Here is a 19207-nt window from a genome sequence, read left to right on the forward strand (position 1 = left end):
TCTCTATCTCACAGCAGCTTCGGCCATCATTTGACCAGTTGTGTGCCAGTGTGCTTCGAAATTCGATAAATTACAACACCCAATTTAAACGACTGTTTAATTTCTTGTCGGCTAGAGTGAATTTTCAGCTTTGTGATACACTGCACAAAGTGTAGATGTGCCAGATTACGCCAAAGAGTACGTGGTGGGAATTTGTACTTTAGCAGTATTGCTCGCTGGCTAAATGGATAATTTTATTTTTAGAATTAAAAGCATAGGCTTAAATCGAGAATTTGCTAACCTGTGAAATCACAGGGCGTTAGCGAAGGAAAACACTGAGCCTGTATGGCTTAGTCAGATTTGCGGTTTTTTTATTAACTATCGTTCATTACAGGATATGACACATGGATCACTTGGCTCATCACTATCATGCCCACATCGCCGAGCTTAATCGTCGAGTCGCTGAAATTGTATCGCGTGAAGCATTATCAGGTTTAGTGATCCACTCGGGTCAGCCACATCGAATGTTTTTGGACGACATTAATTATCCTTTTAAAGCCAATCCCCACTTCAAGGCTTGGTTACCTGTGTTGGATAACCCTAACTGCTGGTTAGTAGTAAACGGTCGCGATAAGCCACAACTGATTTTTTATCACCCTGTGGACTTTTGGCATAAGGTGTCTGACGTGCCGGAGATGTTCTGGACCGAGCATTTTGAGATCAAGTTACTCACTAAGGCCGATAAGGTTGCCGAGCTATTGCCTAGCGATATCACCAACTGGGCTTATTTAGGTGAGCATTTAGATGTGGCTGAGGTACTGGGTTTCACCAGTCGCAATCCTGACTCTGTGATGAGCTATCTGCATTTCCACCGTACCACTAAAACCGAATATGAACTCGAATGTATGCGCCGTGCGAACCAGATCGCGGTGCAAGGGCATTTAGCGGCTAAAAATGCCTTCTATAACGGTGCCAGCGAGTTTGAAATTCAGCAGCAGTATTTATCTGCCGTGGGACAGGGCGAGAACGAAGTGCCCTACGGTAATATCATTGCCTTAAACCAAAATGCGGCGATTTTGCATTACACCGCGCTCGAGCATCAAAATCCGGCGCGGCGCTTATCTTTTTTAATCGATGCGGGCGCCAGTTATTTTGGCTACGCGTCGGATATCACGCGTACCTATGCGTTTGAGAAGAATCGTTTCGATGAATTGATCACTGCCATGAACAAGGCGCAGCTCGAACTGATCGATATGATGCGCCCAGGTGTGCGTTATCCCGATTTACACTTGGCTACCCATGGCAAAGTCGCGCAAATGCTGTTGGATTTTGAGTTAGCCACGGGCGATGCCCAAGGCTTAGTCGACCAAGGCATAACCAGCGCCTTCTTCCCCCACGGACTCGGCCATATGTTAGGCTTGCAAGTACATGATGTGGGAGGTTTTGCCTTCGATGAGCGTGGTACCCATATTCCGGCCCCTGAGGCCCATCCGTTCCTGCGTTGCACCCGCATTTTAGCGCCAAACCAAGTGCTAACGATGGAGCCAGGATTATACATTATCGATACTTTACTCAATGAGCTAAAACAAGATAGCCGTGACCAGCAGATCAATTGGCGCACCGTTGATGAGTTGCGACCTTTCGGTGGTATCCGTATCGAGGACAATGTGATTGTGCATCAGGATCGAAACGAAAATATGACCCGCGAGCTGGGCTTAGCGTGAGTTTAGGGAGAGCGAGTGCTCGAAAGTTATCTGATACCGAGTGAAAGTGTGCAGATAGAAGAAGAGATAAAGCATAGCCGCTTTATCTCTTTTCTATTTCATTGCACGAGCATAGAACAACTGAAGTTAGTACTTACTGACATAAGGCGAGATTATCCCGGCGCCAGCCATTACTGCTATGCCTTTATCGCAGGAGCGCCTAACGACAGCATTGCCATCGGTTCGAGTGACGATGGTGAGCCAGCGGGCAGCGCAGGTCGTCCAATGCTCGCAGTATTACAAGGCGCGAATCTCGGTGAAGTCGGTGCCGTAGTGGTGCGTTTCTATGGCGGTACTAAGTTAGGCGTAGGCGGTTTAGTGCGTGCCTATACCTCAGGATTACGCCAAGGTTTAGGGCAATTGCCGACGCGAGTGAAGCAATTACGTTATCCGGCAAAACTGCATTGTGATTACACCCAATTAAGGGATGTTGAGCATTTACTGCAGCAGTTAGAAGCGGTGATCATCGATAAGCAATTTGCCGAAGCCGTTGATATCCATTTTGAAATAGGCAAACAGCAGCAGGGCATATTGAATGAATCTCTGGCAACTTTGAGTCAGGGCAGCCTGCGCGCAGAGTTTGATCTGTGATGCCTGCGTAAATTATGCCAAAATATGCAAAATGCTGAAAATACCTTTGCAGCCAATGGAATAATTGAACACGCGGAATGCAATACAAAACCATAATAAGAATCATAGGTCTGCTTATCGGCCTGTTCTCTATCACTATGCTGCCGCCAGCCTTAATCGCCATTTGGTATAACGATGGCGGTGGTACTGCGTTTATTCAGGCATTTTTTGTCAGCTTATTTATCGGTTTTTGGCTCTGGTATCCTAATCGTCGCTGCAAAGAGGAATTACGAACCCGCGAGGGGTTTCTGATTGTGGTCCTGTTCTGGACCGTTCTTGGCTCTATCGGTGCCTTACCCTTTATCTTCTCAAGCCAACCCGATCTCAGCTGGACCGACAGTTTTTTCGAATCATTCTCCGCACTGACCACCACGGGAGCCACAGTCATTGTCGGGCTGGACTCCTTGCCAAAGGCCATTCTGTTTTATCGACATATGCTGCAATGGCTCGGCGGTATGGGGATCATCGTTTTAGCCGTGGCGATTCTGCCTGTGCTGGGCGTTGGGGGCATGCAGCTGTATCGCGCCGAGATTCCTGGCCCTGTGAAGGACAGTAAGATGACGCCGAGGATTGCCGAAACGGCCAAGGCGTTATGGTACATCTATCTATTGCTAACCATTGCCTGTGCGGGCGCTTATTGGCTGGCGGGAATGAGCGTTTTCGATGCCGTGTGTCACTCGTTTTCGACCATCGCTATCGGGGGCTTTTCGACCCACGATGCCAGTATGGGATACTTCGACAGCTCAGTGATCAACCTGATTTGCGTGTTCTTTTTGATTGTCTCGGCGGTGAACTTTAGCGTGCACTTTGCGGCATTTTCGCGCCGCGGGATCAATTTTAGAGTCTATTTTCGAGATACCGAGTTCAAGATGCTGGTGGCGATTCAGTTGGTGTTAACGGCGATTTGTTTCTTAACCCTTTATCACTCAGGGATTTATGATTCGCCAGAGGAAACCTTAGATCACGCCTTATTCCAAGCGGTTTCGGTGGCGACAACCGCTGGCTTTGGTACCGAAAGCTTCCATATGTGGCCACTGTTTCTGCCGATTCTGTTGATTTTCTCAAGCTTTATCGGTGGTTGTGGTGGTTCAACTGCGGGCGGGATTAAGGTGATCCGGGTTATCCTACTGCTGTTGCAAGGTTCGCGCGAACTTAAACGCCTCGTTCACCCTAAGGCGATGTTCTCGATTCGTATCGGCTCCAAGGCGCTGCCTGACCGGGTTGTCGATGCCGTGTGGGGATTCTTCTCCGCCTATGCCTTAGTCTTCGTGCTGTGTATGTTAGCGCTGATGGCTATGGGGTTGGATGATATTACCGCCTTTAGTGCCACGGCGGCCTGCTTAAATAACCTCGGTCCGGGTCTTGGGGAAGTAGCGAGTAATTACGCCAGTATTGGTGATGGTGCTAAATGGGTGCTGGTGGTAGCCATGTTATTTGGTCGCCTCGAAGTCTTTACCTTGCTGATTTTGTTCACGCCAACTTTCTGGAGGGATTAACATGCAGACACTAATCATCTATTCGACAATAGATGGCCAAACACTGGAAATCTGCCGCAAAATCAAAACGCTTGCCGAACAAGCGGGTGAGCAGGTGTCGTTAGTGACCTTAGAACAGGCCGAAGCCTTAAGCCTTGCCGATTTCGATAAAGTGTTGATTGGTGCGAGCATTCGTTATGGCAAACATAGGCCCGATCTCTACCAGTTTGTGAATCGTAACCATGCAGTGCTGGACAGTAAAATCAACGGCTTCTTTACCGTGAATGTGGTGGCGCGTAAGCCATTAAAGAACACGCCAGAAACCAATCCTTACATGCAAAAGTTCCTCAAATTATCCCTGTGGCAGCCACAGCAATTGGCGGTGTTTGCGGGCAAGATTGATTACCCTAAATACGGCTTGTTTGACCGCACTATGATCCGTTTTATCATGTGGATGACAAAGGGACCGACCGATCTAAAGGGCACCTTCGAGTTTACCGACTGGGGTAAAGTCGAAGCCTTTGGGGTACACTTTAGCAAGCTGTAAAAATGATAAAGCCCTAGTCTCAGCTAGGGCTTTATTGTTACTGCATGGCATGATTTAACGATTTATACGGCGCAGTAACGGCTGTGCAGAATGGAAATCACTTGGGTGACTTCTTCATTCTTAAGCTTGTAATACACTATTTGCGAGCTCTTACGGGTATCGACCAAGTCTTCGGCTCGCAATACCGCCAAATGCTGTGATAGCGCCGACTGGCTCAAGGGCACAGTTGCATTCAGCTCGGTTACGCTTAGCTCTTTATCCAGCAATAGGCACAAAATCATTAAGCGATAAGGATTCGCTATGGCTTTGAGCCATTTAGCCGCACTTTCCGCATTAGTTACCATTGCATTTACATCTATATCATTTTGCATAAGGTCACTCACTTTATCGCTTTTGATTAGATAATTCTAATTGAAGATGTTTCTATACGCAATCATACTGCTCGACAATTCAGATCTCAATTTTTGCATTTCAGAATATGAGACAACGCTGATTTGTGATCCTATCAGGGGTTTATTTAACCAATGATTGCCACAATGGTGACATACTTTAACGGAACGGGAATACCCCATGACACGCATTCTGGTGCTTTATTTTACCCGTGGTGGCCATACGGCCAAGATAGCGAATGCGATTGCGCAACAACTCACGCTGCGTGGCGCCAAGGTGGACTTGGTGGATATTAATAGTGCGGCGGCAACCAAGATTAACTGGCCCGATTATCAACTGGTAGCGCTAGGGGCTTGTGTACTCTATGGTACCTACGATAAGAGTGTATTTCAGTTTATAGAGCAACACGCTCCGGCCTTAAGTGCGTTGCCAAACAGTTTCTTCTGCGTCAACGTGGTGGCGCGTAACCCAGAGAAACGCATCCCAGAGAACAACAAATACCTGCAAAAATTCATTGCCTTATCACCTTGGACTCCCGCCGATTTGAAGATTATCGCCGGTAAGGTGGATTACCCCTCGTGGCCCTGGTACGACAGACTGATGATCCAGTTGATTATGAAAATCACCAAAGGACCAACGGATCCTAAGGCGGTGATCGATTATACCGACTGGGAAGATGTGAAGGTCTATGCCGACCATCTGCTAACCTTGGCCGAGGTTACTGAACCCGCCTAATAAAAATGCGCTCTGTGAGCGCATTTTTAGTTTTTGACTGATACGATTAGTATTTCCAAAAACTGGGATGGAACAGTACAGCCACGGTTAAAATCTCTAAGCGGCCGAGCAACATACCCAAAGAAAGTGCCCATTTAGCCAAATCGGGCAGCGTCGAGAAGTTACCCGCAGGACCAATGATGGGGCCAAGCCCAGGGCCTACGTTGGTGACTGCGGTAATAGCGCCGGTAAAGCTGGTCATGGGGTCTAGCCCAGTCAGCACCAGAATCACCGAGAGTCCAACAATCACAAACATAAACAGCAGCACAAAGGTGATCAGTGAGCGCACAATATCTTCACTGATCAGACGGTTGTTATAGCGCTCCCGGAAGATGCCATTGGGATGGCATTGCTGCTTTAACTGCTCGCGCATAATGGCGCCGGCAATTTGGAAGCGGAAGATTTTAATCCCGCCAGAGGTGGAGCCCGAGCAGCTGCCGACAAACATTAAGAATAAAAACGCGATATTCGCAAATGCGCCCCAAGCGCCGTAGTCGGTTAAACCATAACCTGTGGTGGTGACCACGGAAACCACGTTAAAGCTGGAGAGGCGCAGCGCGTCGATAAGGGCGATATCCCGCGTTTGCCACAGCCAGAAGCCAATAAAACAAGACACAAAAGTGAGGAAAAACAAGAAGCCTTTGACTTGAGCATCGTTCCAGACGGTAAAGTCTCGCTGTTGGATCATCTGCACAAACATCAGCAGGGGTAAGCCTCCCGCCGCCATAAACACAACGCCAACCCAATGGGCTGAGTTTGAAAACGCCGCCATCGAGTTATCTGAGGTCGAATAGCCCCCCGTCGACAGTGTGGTCATCGCATGGTTAATGGCTTGAAACCAAGTCATGCCAGCAATATGGTAGGCAACGCAGCACATCACAGTCAGCAAAATATAGATAAAAAATAAATGCTTAGCCATGTTTTGTGTGCGCGGTACCGCCTTATCGCTCCAATCCGATGACTCGGTGCGGAACAGCCGCATACCACCGACGTTTAAGAAGGGCAGAATCGCTACCGCCATCACGATAAAGCCGATACCGCCGAGCCATTGCAACAACGAGCGCCAGATTAAGATACTGTGGTCCATAGTATCTAAGCCTGAGAGCACGGTTGAACCTGTGGTGGTAATGCCGGACATGGTCTCGAAGAAGGCGTCTGTATAGCCAATGCCGTGGTACAAGGTAAAAGGCATGGCGGCAAATAGGCTCACGATCAGCCAAGTGAGGCTGGTGAGCAGAAACATATCGCGAATATTGAGGTTAATGGTTTTGCTCTGGCCGTTATGCAAACAGAGGCTGGCGCAAATCCCAGTGACTAAGGCCGACAGCATGAAAGCGCCCACGGTTTCCTCACCGTTGAATACGGCAAGGAGCAGGGGCGCTAACATAAAGGCTGTTAACATCGACAGAAACAGCCCCAAAATAAACAATAGCGGTCTAAAGTTCAGCATAAGATGATGACTTAGAAGAAGAAGGCGCTAGGTTGGAACAGTTTCTCGACTTCGCCGACAAACTTTTTGTTCACGAGGAACAGGATCACGTGATCCCCTTGTTCTATCACTGTCTTGTCGTGGGCCATCAGCACTTCTTCATTACGCACTATGGCGCCAATGGTGGTTCCCGGCGGCAGCTTGATATCACCAATCGCCTTGCCAACAACCTTAGAGGTGCTGGAGTCGCCATGGGCAATGGCTTCAATCGCTTCGGCGGCGCCGCGGCGTAAGGAATACACGTTACAGATATCGCCTTGGCGGATGTGGGTTAGTAAGGCTGAAATCGTCGCCTGCTGGGGTGAAATCGCGATATCGATATTAGCTTCCTGCACAATATCCACATAGGCTTCGCGTTGGATCAACACCATCACCTTTTTCGCCCCCATACGTTTAGCTAACAGGGCGGACATGATGTTGGCTTCATCGTCGTTGGTGACGGCAATAAACACGTCGGTTTGGTCGATATGTTCTTCGAGCAGCAACTCTTGATCTGAGGCGTCACCACAAAATACTGTCGTGTTTTCAAGCTGTTCAGAGAGTGTTTCGGCGCGTTCAAACTTATGCTCAATCAGCTTGACCGAGTGGGTGCGTTCGAGGCGTTTAGCGAGGCCTAAGCCGATGTTACCACCGCCAGCAATCATGATATTGCGGTAGGAGTTATCCAGCTTTTGCATCTCACTCATCACCGCGCGGATATGGCGACTGTCGGCCACGAAAAACACTTCGTCATCGGCTTCGATAATAGTCGTACCTCGGGGCATGATAGGGCGACCTTGGCGGAAAATCGCCGCCACCCGGGTATCAATATTTGGCATATGCTCGCGAAGCGCGGCCAAGGCATTACCGACTAAAGGGCCGCCGTAATAGGCGCGAACCGCAACCAAACTTAAGCGACCTTCGGCAAATTCGAGCACTTGCAGCGCCCCTGGATATTCAACCAAACGTTGAATGTAAGCGGTTACTAACTGCTCAGGTGCGATAAGCTCATCGATCACAAAACCACCGCGAGGGCGCCCCTCACTATTTTTGGTTTCACTGTCGATAAATAATTTATCGCGCATCGCCAGATAAGGTTCGGAGCGAATACGGGCGATTTTAGTCGGTGTACCAAATAGGCTGTAGGCCATCTGGCAGGCAACCATGTTGCATTCATCGCTGTTCGTCACAGCAATCAGCATGTCGGCATCTTCGGCGCCAGCCTCTTTCAGTACATCGGGGTGGGCACCGTGGCCCGCCACGACGCGAAGGTCATATTTATCCTGCAGGGCGCGTAATCTGGATTTGTCGCTATCGACTATGGTGATATCGTTGTTTTCACCCACCAAATTTTCGGCCAAGGTTCCCCCGACTTGACCCGCACCTAATATGATAATTTTCATGGCCTTGCTTACTTCCTAATGGGTCGCTTTCAATAAACGGGCGTAATAAAACCCATCCATGTTGTGTTGTCCCGGCGTGATTTGCCAACCTATATCTTGGCTTGAAGCCTGCTGGGCAAGTGTGTCTAGCTTAGCATCTGCGGTTCTGGCTAAAAATGCACTAATTTGGTCTCGATTTTCCTGCGGCAAAATAGAGCAAGTTGCATACAGGAGTGTGCCACCGGGTTTGAGCCACTTCCAGCAGTGATCAAGAATTTGTCTTTGCAGCTCAGCCAGTTCTTCGATGTCATGGTTTTTGCGTAACCACTTGATATCGGGATGACGGCGGATTACGCCCGTCGCCGAGCAAGGCGCGTCGAGTAAGATACGATCAAACTGTTCACCCTGCCACCATGAGTCGATGTTGGCTGCATCGCCATGAATAACTTCCGCTTTTAATGACAAACGGTCAAGGTTCTGTTGCACGCGCTCGAGACGTTTAGCATCGAAATCGACGGCGACCAGTTGGATGCTGGGTTCAAGTTCGAGTAAATGGCAACTCTTACCGCCCGGTGCCGCGCAGGCATCGAGGATCAGTTCGTTGGCTTGCGGAGCCAGTAAGGTCGCGGCCCATTGTGCTGCACCATCTTGCACCGATGCCGCACCTTCGTGGAAGCGCGGTAATGTCGTCACATCCTTAGGATGGGCAAGTAGAATGGCATCATCACTGAGGCCAGCACTCGCTTCTATCTCAAGCTCACTCAGGGCGGCAAGGTATTCATCGCGGCTTTGGGAGAGGCGATTGTTGCGTAGCCACATAGGTGGACGCTCATGGCTTTGCAGGATTATCTCTTGCCAATTATCGGGATATGCGGCTTTTAAGCGCTTAATTAACCAGCCCGGCGTGTTGTAGCTTAAGGTCTCTGACTCAGTGCTTAGCGGCGTTAATTGGCGCTGAATATTACGCAGCACGCCATTGACGACCTTTACCATGCCCTCAAATTTTAACTGACGACAAGCCTCGGCGGTTTCGGAGATGGCGGCGTGGCTTGGAATACGGGTGAAGTAAAGTTGATAACAGCCAACAATTAATAGCTGGTGGATAATCCTTTGCTTACCTTTCAGCGGCTTAGCCAAACACTCAGCCACGCGTTTTTCGATCTGCGGTAAGGTGCGCATCACGCCGTAGCAGAGCTCTGCGAGCAGGGCTTTATCTTTACCACTTGCTAGATGCTTTTGCTGTTCTGGTAGGGCAACTGAAAGTGACACACCTTTCTCTAAGACTTCGAAGATGGCTTTGGCCGCCAGTGCACGCAAGTTCATCATTATTGCGCCTCGTGATTTAGACGAGTATTTGGGGTAAACCAGTCGCCGCGGGCGTTGAGTATGTCGGCCACGCTGAGTGGTTTTTTACCGGGTAATTGCATGCTGAGCAGAGTTAACACACCATCGCCGGTGGCGACTTCAATGCCTTTTTTACTGGCGCTGATAATAGTGCCAGGTGCGGCATTGCTGCTGGTGGTGCTGACTTGGGTCTGCCACACCTTGATGGTATTGCCTTGGTGCTCAAAATAGCTCACAGGCCAAGGATTGAAGGCGCGGACTTCTTGCCATAATTGGGTCGCAGATTTGCTCCAATCGAGCCTCGCTTCTTCTTTACTGAGTTTTTCGGCGTAGTTCGCTAAGGCTTCATCTTGTTTTTCAGCCGTTAGAGTGCCGTTGGCTAAACCTTCGAGTGCTTGCAGTAGCGCGTCTGGTCCTTGCAGAGCTAACTTCTCGTAAAGGGTGGCTGAAGTATCATCATCTTCAATCGGCAAGTAGGTTTTCAGCAGCATGTCGCCAGTATCTAGGCCGACATCCATTTGCATGATAGTCACGCCGGTCTCTTTATCGCCGGCCCACAACGCGCGTTGAATCGGCGCTGCACCGCGCCAGCGTGGCAGAATAGAACCGTGAACATTGATACAGCCTAAACGCGGCGTGTCGAGCACCACTTTTGGCAGAATCAAGCCGTAGGCGACCACTACCATAATATCGGCATTGAGGGCGGCAAGTTCTTGCTGTGCGGGTTCTTTACGCAGTGAGCCTGGCTGATAAACCGGAATGTTGTGGCTGACTGCGAGTTCTTTAACTGGGCTGGCGGTGAGTTTTTTACCGCGCCCTGCGGGTCTGTCCGGCTGAGTGTAGACGGCAATCACATTGTGATGTGAGTTAATCAGCGCCTGTAAATGGCGAGCGGCAAAATCCGGTGTTCCGGCGAAGATGATATTGAGTGGTTTCAAATCTGATCCTAATGCTTATTTGGCGTCCTGTCTGGCCGCTTTTTCAAGTTTCTGTTTGATCCGTTGGCGCTTCAATGGCGACAGGTAATCGACAAATAACTTACCTTTCAGGTGATCCATTTCATGCTGAATACAAATAGCAAACAGCTCATCGGCTTCAACGGTGAATTCATTACCGTGTCTATCCAGTGCCTTGACGGTAACAAACTCGGCGCGGTCGACCTTGGCATAGATACCGGGGACCGACAAACAACCCTCTTCGTTACAGAAATCACCGCTACTGGCAATAATTTCGGGATTGATAAAGACTTTAGGGCGATCGACCTCGTCTTGTAAATCCATCACGATCAGTTGTTTATGATAGTCGACCTGGGTTGCTGCCAGACCAATGCCTTTTTCTTGGTACATGGTCTCGAACATATCATCGATTTGCGTTTGCAACTCAGCAGTAAACTCTGTGACCGGGGTCGCTTGAGTTCGCAATCTTTCATCGGGAAAGCGTAAAACTTTTAATAGTGCCATACTTAAACTCTTAACAAGTCTGTCAAATCTCAATCAGTTGGTTATACTGACTGAGGCTAATGGGCTAATTTTAATCTTTAGTGCCTATCAATAACAGTAAAAGCTCGATTTAAGAGCTAAACAACATGGACCGCACCATGAAACGGCTAATTTTACTTGCGTTAATGACATTTAATTGCACGTTGGTTTCCGCTGATACTCTCACGCTGAAAGCAGGGCATCCCGAGTCATATGTGGTAAAGAAGGGCGATACCCTTTGGGATATCTCGGCCACCTTTTTAAATGACCCTTGGAAGTGGACACGTTTATGGGATGTTAACCCCCAAATTGCTAACCCTCATTTAATTTATCCCGGCGATCAGCTCACTTTAGTCTTTATCGATGGTCAACCCCGATTAGTGCGTAATGGCGCTAACGAGGGAAAACCCCATATTCGCAAAACCCCTGAGGGACGCGTGATTGCTAAGAGCAATGCGGTGCCTGCGGTTGATTTAGCGTTAATCCAAAACTATCTGGTGCAAAACCGTGTGGTCGATGCCGACTGGTTTGCACAGCAACCTATGGTGCTCGCGGGTGAAAGTCCTTCACGTCACCATGTGGTTGGCGATGTGATTTATATCGATAGCGAACTGCCTTTAAACCAAAAGCTGGGTATGTATGAACGCGGTCGTGACTTCTTCAACAAACAAACGGGCGAAGCCTTAGGACAAGAAGCGATTCTGGCGTCTACCGGCCAAGTTATTGAATCAGGCAAAGTGTCTAAGGTTAAAATCCTCAGTAACTACCGTGAAACCAAGGCGGGTTTTAGGGTGCTACCTATGGAAGATGAAGCCTTAATGTCAGCCTATTTTACGCCAAAACCTGCTGAGATTAAGACGCCGGCGACCGTACTAGCTATTGAGTCGAAAATGCGTGAGGCGGGTAAGCTCAATGTGGTGTACCTAGATAAAGGCACGCAGGATGGTGTTGAGCCGGGTGAAGTGTTCTCCATTTACCGCGATGGCGAAGAGATAGTGATTAATAACGATGGCCAACCCGTACCTACGACCGAGCGCACCGCCTATGACAATGTGGTGGCGTCACTGTCGTCAGATCGCGCCATCAAGATGCCCGATATTTACCATGGCAAACTCTTAGTCTTTAAAGTGTTTGATAAAGCGAGCTTAGGTTTGATTGTCTCGACTGAACGTTCTGTACGTGTCGACGATAAATTAATTGCGCCAGACTCCTTAGCCTTTAGAGGTGAATAATCCCTGAACATTTGGTCGATTGGTTAATTGTTAATGCGGTATCTGGGCTAGGACCCGCTCGGACACAACAATTATTAACGCACATGGATGTGGACGACCTCAGGCAAAGATTGGAGCATGAGAGGCACTCGCTCCCTTTGTCTGACAATCTACTCCATAGCTTAGTCATTGATTATCAAAGGGTCGATGCTGCCCTCGAATGGCAACAGCAGTCTGAACTACACCACCTCGTTTGTTTTACCGATCCCCTTTATCCTCCATTACTCAAACAGTTACCCGATCCTCCAAGCGTCTTATTTATCAAAGGATGTGTTGAGGCGCTGTTGTTCCCATCGCTTGCGATAGTGGGGAGTCGTAATGCGTCTCCCGGTGGATTACAGGTTGCTTATCAGTTAGCTCGAGAGATGTCCGCGCTAGGATTTAGTATCTGTAGTGGCATGGCGATGGGGATAGATGGTGCGGCCCATAAAGCCTGTGTTGACCACGGAGGCAGAACGCTTGCGGTGCTGGGAACCGGGATTGATATTATTTATCCGCGTCGACATAAGCAGCTTTATGAGGATATTCAGCACCAAGGCTGTATAATAAGCGAGTTTTGGCCGGATATCGGGCCTTTTGCGGGCAATTTCCCGAAACGAAACCGCATTATTAGCGGTCTTTCTTTAGGTACGCTGGTGGTTGAAGCTTGCCGTAAGAGTGGTTCACTCATCACCGCTAGGTTGGCCATGGAGCAGGGGCGTGAGGTCTTTGCGGTTCCGGGCTCGATTCTCGGCGGCTTTCATCAAGGCTGCCATGATTTATTAAGGGATGGGGCAAAACTTGTGGAGAGTGCGGCCGATATAGTGGAAGAGTTGGTAAGTTTGACGGCTTTTCACCTTGAAGAAGTCAACACTCGCCACCATATACAGCAAGGTGAGATTTGTGATTTGCCATTTTCATCGCTGTTAGCTAGTGTAGGTTATGAAACTACAACAATTGATGCTGTAGTCGAACATAGTGGGAAAACGATAGATCTGGTGTTAGAACAAATGCTTGAACTTGAGTTGCAAGGTTGGGTTGTTGCAGTACCCGGTGGTTACGTCAGAGTAAAGAGGAGCTAGCCATGTTTGATATCCTCATGTATCTATTTGAAAACTATGTTCACAGTGAAGTTGAACTGTTAGTGGATGAAGACGAGTTAACCAAGGAACTCACTCGTGCTGGTTTTCACCAGTCAGAGATTTTGAAAGCCTTAACTTGGTTGGAGCGTCTGGCTGAGTTGCAGGAAGGAGATAAGCCTTACCTGTGTAATCATGATCAGCATTCATTTCGGATTTACACCAAAGAAGAAATGGAAAAGCTGGACGTGGAATGCCGTGGATTCCTGCTATTTTTAGAGCAAGTGAAAGTGCTGAATGTCGAAACCCGTGAGATGGTAATCGACAGAGTTATGGAGCTCGATGAGCCTGCCTTGATCCTCGAAGATCTTAAGTGGGTGATTCTGATGGTGCTCTTTAATGCGCCCGGCCATGAGTCCGCCTATGAGCAAATGGAAGATTTAATTTTTGAGCAGCCTGAAGAAGGTCGGCTACATTCTTAAGCGTTGCGATGTGATGAATAATGAGAAAGGAGGCTAGCCCTCCTTTTTTGATGCCATAAGCTTGTTAATACCTGTGTGGTGAGTTATCTGCGGATTAGACGCAATGACTGGTGGTAATGATTATGTCTAAGATCGATGAACAACTATTTAGTGCCCATGAGCACGCACTGGAAAAAGAATTCGAGCTATGCCCAGAGTGTGGCAGCGAGTTGTCGGTAAAACATAGCAAACATGGGAGTTTTATTGGTTGTAACAACTATCCCACCTGCCAATATACCCGTCCCTTAGTGCAGCATGAATCGATTGAAACCCAAGTGATTGAAGGTTCCAAGTGTCCCGAGTGCGGCCATGAGTTGGCGGTCAAATCGGGGCGTTTTGGTATCTTTATCGGTTGCACTCAATATCCCAGTTGTACCCACATAGAAAGGCCAGATCAGGAGAGCGATAAACCTGAGGTGGCATGTCCCGAATGCAAAACTGGCAAGCTAGAGCATCGTACCAGCCGTTTTGGTAAGAGTTTTTATGCTTGCAGTGCGTATCCCAAATGCAAATTCATCGTGAATTATCCTCCCGTTGCCGAAACTTGCCCGAGTTGTGGCTTTGGTATTTTAGTCGAGCGCAAAGGGGCCGCGGGGATGCGTTTAGAATGTCCGCAAAAAAGCTGTAAATACAAACGCGCGCTTTAGTGTGATCTGGCTCTAAAGATTTGGTCGTATAAACACCCTTGGGTATAATCCCCCATCGACCACGGATGGGGTGGCCAAGGGCTAAAAATGCCAAAACGTGTTTGTAGAAATCGATTCAATTTATAAGGTGATATTAAGATGTTACAGCTGCACCCATCTGAAATTAAAGACATAGTGCTAAACGGTGGTGTTATCGCCTATCCCACTGAAGCCGTTTACGGTTTGGGCTGCGATCCCGATAACGACACCGCCATCCAAAAATTACTCGCGGTAAAGCAACGTCCTTGGCAGAAGGGGCTTATCTTAGTGGCGAGCGAGTTTTCCCAGCTAGTGGATTATGTCGATGAATCACAGTTGAGCGCCGAGCAACTCGAGTTTGCCTTTTCTAAATGGCCTGGTCCCTTTACCTTTGTTATGCCGATTAAGCCGCATGTTTCGCGCTATTTATGTGGTGAGTTTGATTCTATCGCCGTGCGCGTCTCCGCCCATGAAGGGGTGCGAGCCTTATGCCAAGCTTTAGGTAAACCACTGGTTTCGACTAGCGCCAATTTAGCCGGCGAAGATCCCGCGCTCAGCGGTGATGAAATTCTTAATGCATTTGAGGGTAAGATTGATGCCTTAGTGTTAGGGTCATTAGGCGAACAGCGTCAACCCTCCACCATTATTGATGCCCGCAGCGGTAAGATATTACGTAACGGACAATAACTGATTTATAACGCAAAGGATAAAAGCAGATGAGCGTGCCAGATGCGACAGTGGTAAAAGCATTTTTACTCGATCTACAGAATCGAATTTGTGCGGGTCTTGAGCAGTTGGATGGGCAAGCAAGCTTTGCGGCCGATTCATGGACACGCACCGAAGGCGGTGGCGGTACCAGTCGTGTTTTAACCCAAGGTGCGGTATTCGAGCAAGCTGGGGTGAACTTTTCCCATGTAACAGGTGCGGCCATGCCTGCATCGGCAACGGCTCATCGCCCAGAATTGGCGGGGCGTAGTTTTGAGGCCATGGGCGTTTCTTTAGTGATTCACCCTAAAAACCCTTATATTCCAACTACCCATGCTAACGTGCGTTTCTTTATTGCCCATAAAGACGGTGCGGATCCCGTTTGGTGGTTTGGTGGTGGTTTTGACTTAACGCCTTACTATCCTTTCGAAGAAGATGTGCGCGAGTGGCATCAAACCGCTAAAAATCTGTGTCTGCCCTTTGGCGACGACATATATCCTAAATATAAGAAGTGGTGTGATGAGTATTTCTTCCTGCCACATCGTAATGAAACCCGCGGCGTGGGCGGACTGTTTTTCGATGACTTGAATCAAGCTGGCTTCGATAAGAGTTTCGATTTTATGCAAGCGGTGGGGAATGGCTTCTTAACCGCTTATGCGCCGATTGTTGAGCGCCGTAAAGAGACGCCTTATGGCGAACGTGAGCGTGAGTTCCAGTTATATCGTCGCGGCCGTTATGTTGAGTTCAATCTGGTATACGACAGAGGTACCTTGTTCGGCCTGCAAACTGGTGGTCGCACTGAGTCCATTTTGATGTCAATGCCGCCATTGGTACGCTGGCAATATGCTTATACGCCAGAGGCGGGTAGCCCAGAGGCAGATCTATACGATAACTACCTCAAACCTCGAGATTGGGTATAAGCACGCTAACACGAGTTGCGTAATCAGTACGTTACTGATTACGCATATGATCTGCCAGAGTTGAAATCGCCTCATAGATAGCGGCGCGATGCTCTGGCTTTTTTATATGTTTTTCAATGGCAAACTTCATGCAAAATAGCCATTGATCCCGCATCGTCTCATCTACCGCGAAGGGCATATGGCGTGCGCGTAATGCGGGATGACCATATTTTTGCTGATATAACTGCGGACCACCGAGCCAGCCACTTAAGAATTCATAGAGCTTTTGTTCCGACTCCGCAATCGGCGCACGGTGAATCGCGAATAAGGCTTGCGTTTCTTCTGAGCTTGCCATTTTCTTATAGAAACTATTGGCAATCGCGCGGATCACTTTGTCGCCACCAATTAAATCATAGGCATTTGACTGATTCGGATCCCTGTCATCCGGCACGCTTGTGTGTTTACTAAAAATCTTTTTAAGCCAGTTCATAGGTCTAACTGCATTGCTGTCTACAATATCGATGCGCGCATTATAGCCTGAATGCCACGGTGAAACAGAAGGCTAAAGTCAGGTACAACAACTTAGGCTCGCCATTAGGCTGTGCTACCGCCTAAAAGCACGCTAGACTGCAAGCCATTCACAGCCAATAGAATCCCGCAGATGACAGATATGCCTTCAGTAACTACGCCAGCGCTTGATCGATATGCCGTGTTCGGTAACCCGATAGGTCACAGTAAATCGCCCATTATTCATGGACAGTTTGCGTCCCTTACTCTGCAGCCTTTGAGTTATGAAGCGATTCTGGCGCCCATCGATGGTTTTGAAGCGAGTTTACGAGCATTTTTTCAGGCGGGAGGAAAGGGCGCGAATGTGACAGTGCCCTTTAAAGAACAAGCCTTTGCCCTCTGCGACAGCCTTAGTGCCGAAGCGACACTGGCGGGTGCGGTTAATACCTTAAGCTTGCTGGCCGATGGCACTCTTTATGGTGATAACACCGATGGTTTAGGGCTGGTGGCCGATCTTCTTCGCCATCTCGGCAGTTTGCAGCATAAGCGGGTGCTCTTGGTCGGGGCTGGCGGCGCGGCGCGCGGCTGTATCTTGCCATTGCTTAAGGCTGAAGTGGGTCAACTGGTCATCACTAACCGAACTCAAAGTAAGGCGCAGGCCTTAGTGGAGATATTTAGCCAAGTACAACAAGGGCGCTACAGCGATAAACTCCAAGCGATGTCGATGCCAGAGTTGTCGGGGGAGTTCGATTTAGTGATTAACTCGACCTCAGCGAGTCTCGCGGGAGAGCTACCGCCACTACCACAGTCCATCATCGGCAATAAAACGGCTTGCTACGATATGATGTATGGCGCAAAACCAACGGCATTTAATCAATGGGCTGTGCAACAGGGCGCAGCGCAAGTGATTGATGGACTAGGTATGCTTGTCGGTCAGGCGGCAAAGAGTTTTGCGCTCTGGCGTGGCGTCGAGCCAGATACCTCAGGAGTGCTTAAATTGCTCAGGGACAAACTACAGGCCGACGCGCAATAGAGGCTCAAGAGGAAGATAAGATGAATCAGAGTATTTTATTCCCCGATCTGCAACATTGGGATGAAACCCAAAAGCACATTTGCTTTATTGCCCAGCAGCAGGGAATGAACATTAAGTGTTATATCAGCGCGCAGAAGCTGGCGCAGTTAAATGACTTTTCGCCTCAGCCTAATAGCGATGAAGCGGCTGCCATGTTAGCGCTATTTGATGCGGTGCGATTCGATGCGGAAGAAATGGCAGAAGCCTTAATTGAAGCAGAAGAGTTTGATGAGTTTGGCGCAGTACACTTAGGCTAAGCACAACTCAAGCAAGATGGCAGCTTAAATACTGCCATCTCGATTTGATAGAAACGCTACTCTGGCTGAGGTTCAGCCAAGTATTCGTTTTTCAGGCGCACATAGTTATCCGCGGATTCGGGTAAAAACTTCAATTCCGCTTCGGTTAAAGGTCTCGCCTGTTTTGCAGGGCTGCCGACATATAAGTAGCCGCTCTGCAGCACTTTACCTGGCGGTACTAACGAACCCGCACCTAAAATCACATCATCTTCTAATATGGCACCGTCGAGGATAATCGCGCCCATCCCGACTAATACACGATTGCCAACCTTGCAGCCATGCAGCATCGCCTTATGCCCAATCGTCACATCATCACCAATGAGCAGTGGATGACCTTCAGGACGAGAGGCTGATTTACGGGTCACGTGCAATATGCTGCCATCCTGAACATTGGAGCGTTTACCAATACGGATATGGTTTACGTCACCACGCGCCGCCACCATAGGCCAAATACTGGCGTCTGTATCTAAAGCGATATCGCCAACGAGTACCGAAGCTGGGTCTACATACACATTATCGCCGAGTTGCGGATGGATCCCTTGGTAAGTTCTGAGTGGCTCTGACATAAAAAAGTCCCTAATTGAGTGGTTTTTCGCATTATAAAGGTTAAAAACTGACTGGTCAGGTCAAATATCCAACGAACAGCGTAAAAAAGCTAATTATCTTTAATTTAGGGGTTGCACAAAAAGTTCTGCTGCCTATAATGCGCATCCACTGACACGGCAGACAGCGAAAGCAACCGCGGTGACAGTGCGAATCGAATGCAAAATGTGCAGTTGATTCGAAAGCCTCAAGAAGTTTGCAAAAACGCCTTGACGCGACAAGGGAAATGCGTAGAATACGCAGCCCTGACCCGCTGAGCGGTAACGCGAAAGCTGAGGTCAAATGCTCTTTAACAATCTAAACAAGAAATCTGTGTGGACACTCACAGGTGTTGAGTTAATCGAAATTACTCTGCCGTTTGGCGAGTAATCAAAATTTAA

21 protein-coding genes are annotated in these 19207 nt (G+C 48.6%); 13 read left to right on the forward strand and 8 right to left on the reverse strand.

The features are described 5' to 3' along the window. Positions 1 to 383 precede the first annotated feature (383 nt). The 4 genes from pepQ to hemG (SHEWMR4_RS00120) all read left to right on the forward strand — a co-directional run bounded on the left by pepQ (position 384) and on the right by hemG (SHEWMR4_RS00120) (position 4394). Positions 384 to 1703 (forward strand): Xaa-Pro dipeptidase, encoded by a 1320-nt coding sequence (pepQ, locus tag SHEWMR4_RS00105; RefSeq protein WP_011620855.1) that lies wholly within the window; start codon positions 384 to 386, stop codon positions 1701 to 1703. A 15-nt stretch (positions 1704 to 1718) separates the two neighbouring features. After that, positions 1719 to 2333, forward strand: a complete 615-nt coding sequence (locus tag SHEWMR4_RS00110; RefSeq protein ID WP_011620856.1) for a YigZ family protein — start codon at positions 1719 to 1721, stop codon at positions 2331 to 2333. A 77-nt stretch (positions 2334 to 2410) separates the two neighbouring features. Then, on the forward strand, positions 2411 to 3868 hold the full coding sequence (locus tag SHEWMR4_RS00115; RefSeq protein ID WP_011620857.1) for a TrkH family potassium uptake protein: 1458 nt from the start codon (positions 2411 to 2413) through the stop codon (positions 3866 to 3868). Between the two features lies 1 nt (position 3869). Beyond that, on the forward strand, positions 3870 to 4394 hold the full coding sequence (gene hemG, locus SHEWMR4_RS00120; RefSeq protein ID WP_011620858.1) for a menaquinone-dependent protoporphyrinogen IX dehydrogenase: 525 nt from the start codon (positions 3870 to 3872) through the stop codon (positions 4392 to 4394). A 62-nt stretch (positions 4395 to 4456) separates the two neighbouring features. On the opposite strand, the gene SHEWMR4_RS00125 is transcribed toward hemG (SHEWMR4_RS00120), so the two are convergent. Further along, entirely contained in the window at positions 4457 to 4765 is a 309-nt protein-coding gene (locus SHEWMR4_RS00125) for an ArsR/SmtB family transcription factor (RefSeq protein ID WP_011620859.1), read from the reverse strand. Positions 4766 to 4964: 199 nt separating this feature from the next. Here SHEWMR4_RS00125 and hemG (SHEWMR4_RS00130) point away from each other — a divergent pair, with 199 nt between their 5' ends. Further along, positions 4965 to 5519 (forward strand): menaquinone-dependent protoporphyrinogen IX dehydrogenase, encoded by a 555-nt coding sequence (gene hemG / locus SHEWMR4_RS00130; protein WP_011620860.1) that lies wholly within the window; start codon positions 4965 to 4967, stop codon positions 5517 to 5519. 46 nt (positions 5520 to 5565) lie between these two features. Here hemG (SHEWMR4_RS00130) and SHEWMR4_RS00135 read toward each other — a convergent pair whose 3' ends face one another. Genes SHEWMR4_RS00135 through def form a run of 5 tightly spaced genes read right to left on the reverse strand, consistent with a single transcriptional unit; the run spans position 5566 to position 11212 of the window. Next, entirely contained in the window at positions 5566 to 7008 is a 1443-nt protein-coding gene (locus tag SHEWMR4_RS00135) for a TrkH family potassium uptake protein (protein ID WP_011620861.1), read from the reverse strand. 11 nt (positions 7009 to 7019) lie between these two features. Further along, positions 7020 to 8429, reverse strand: coding sequence for a Trk system potassium transporter TrkA (gene trkA / locus SHEWMR4_RS00140; protein WP_011620862.1), 1410 nt, complete (start codon positions 8427 to 8429; stop codon positions 7020 to 7022). A 15-nt stretch (positions 8430 to 8444) separates the two neighbouring features. Continuing rightward, on the reverse strand, positions 8445 to 9731 hold the full coding sequence (gene rsmB, locus SHEWMR4_RS00145) for a 16S rRNA (cytosine(967)-C(5))-methyltransferase RsmB (RefSeq protein ID WP_041408935.1): 1287 nt from the start codon (positions 9729 to 9731) through the stop codon (positions 8445 to 8447). A 2-nt stretch (positions 9732 to 9733) separates the two neighbouring features. After that, positions 9734 to 10690, reverse strand: coding sequence for a methionyl-tRNA formyltransferase (fmt, locus tag SHEWMR4_RS00150; protein ID WP_011620864.1), 957 nt, complete (start codon positions 10688 to 10690; stop codon positions 9734 to 9736). 15 nt (positions 10691 to 10705) lie between these two features. After that, a complete protein-coding gene (gene def, locus SHEWMR4_RS00155; RefSeq protein WP_011620865.1) occupies positions 10706 to 11212 on the reverse strand; it encodes a peptide deformylase in 507 nt (168 codons plus the stop codon). 125 nt (positions 11213 to 11337) lie between these two features. Here def and SHEWMR4_RS00160 point away from each other — a divergent pair, with 125 nt between their 5' ends. From SHEWMR4_RS00160 to hemF, 6 genes are all read left to right on the forward strand, one after another. Beyond that, positions 11338 to 12462: a LysM peptidoglycan-binding domain-containing protein gene (locus SHEWMR4_RS00160; RefSeq protein WP_011620866.1), complete on the forward strand. Its 1125-nt coding sequence runs from the start codon at positions 11338 to 11340 to the stop codon at positions 12460 to 12462. 83 nt (positions 12463 to 12545) lie between these two features. Beyond that, positions 12546 to 13562 carry a DNA-processing protein DprA gene (gene dprA / locus SHEWMR4_RS00165; protein WP_011620867.1) on the forward strand — a complete coding sequence of 339 codons (1017 nt, stop codon included), beginning with the start codon at positions 12546 to 12548 and terminating at the stop codon, positions 13560 to 13562. A gap of 2 nt (positions 13563 to 13564) precedes the next feature. Continuing rightward, positions 13565 to 14041, forward strand: coding sequence for a DUF494 family protein (locus SHEWMR4_RS00170; RefSeq protein WP_011620868.1), 477 nt, complete (start codon positions 13565 to 13567; stop codon positions 14039 to 14041). 122 nt (positions 14042 to 14163) lie between these two features. After that, complete coding sequence (locus SHEWMR4_RS00175) at positions 14164 to 14727, forward strand: type I DNA topoisomerase (protein ID WP_011620869.1); 564 nt, start codon at positions 14164 to 14166, stop codon at positions 14725 to 14727. A gap of 138 nt (positions 14728 to 14865) precedes the next feature. Then, positions 14866 to 15432: an L-threonylcarbamoyladenylate synthase gene (locus SHEWMR4_RS00180; RefSeq protein WP_011620870.1), complete on the forward strand. Its 567-nt coding sequence runs from the start codon at positions 14866 to 14868 to the stop codon at positions 15430 to 15432. Positions 15433 to 15461: 29 nt separating this feature from the next. Beyond that, entirely contained in the window at positions 15462 to 16370 is a 909-nt protein-coding gene (gene hemF / locus SHEWMR4_RS00185) for an oxygen-dependent coproporphyrinogen oxidase (RefSeq protein WP_011620871.1), read from the forward strand. A gap of 31 nt (positions 16371 to 16401) precedes the next feature. Here the strand turns inward: hemF and SHEWMR4_RS00190 are convergent, their stop codons facing one another. Then, positions 16402 to 16839, reverse strand: a complete 438-nt coding sequence (locus tag SHEWMR4_RS00190) for a group II truncated hemoglobin (RefSeq protein WP_011620872.1) — start codon at positions 16837 to 16839, stop codon at positions 16402 to 16404. A 171-nt stretch (positions 16840 to 17010) separates the two neighbouring features. On the opposite strand from SHEWMR4_RS00190, the gene aroE reads away from it, so the two are divergent. Both aroE and SHEWMR4_RS00200 read left to right on the forward strand, forming a co-directional pair. Then, positions 17011 to 17889 (forward strand): shikimate dehydrogenase, encoded by an 879-nt coding sequence (gene aroE / locus SHEWMR4_RS00195; protein ID WP_011620873.1) that lies wholly within the window; start codon positions 17011 to 17013, stop codon positions 17887 to 17889. 20 nt (positions 17890 to 17909) lie between these two features. Beyond that, positions 17910 to 18185: a DUF1488 domain-containing protein gene (locus SHEWMR4_RS00200; RefSeq protein ID WP_011620874.1), complete on the forward strand. Its 276-nt coding sequence runs from the start codon at positions 17910 to 17912 to the stop codon at positions 18183 to 18185. A gap of 56 nt (positions 18186 to 18241) precedes the next feature. Here SHEWMR4_RS00200 and SHEWMR4_RS00205 read toward each other — a convergent pair whose 3' ends face one another. Continuing rightward, complete coding sequence (locus SHEWMR4_RS00205) at positions 18242 to 18790, reverse strand: gamma carbonic anhydrase family protein (RefSeq protein WP_011620875.1); 549 nt, start codon at positions 18788 to 18790, stop codon at positions 18242 to 18244. Between the last annotated feature and the right edge of the window lie 417 nt (positions 18791 to 19207).

It is taken from the genome of Shewanella sp. MR-4 (genome assembly GCF_000014685.1).
Classification (GTDB): Bacteria; Pseudomonadota; Gammaproteobacteria; order Enterobacterales; family Shewanellaceae; genus Shewanella.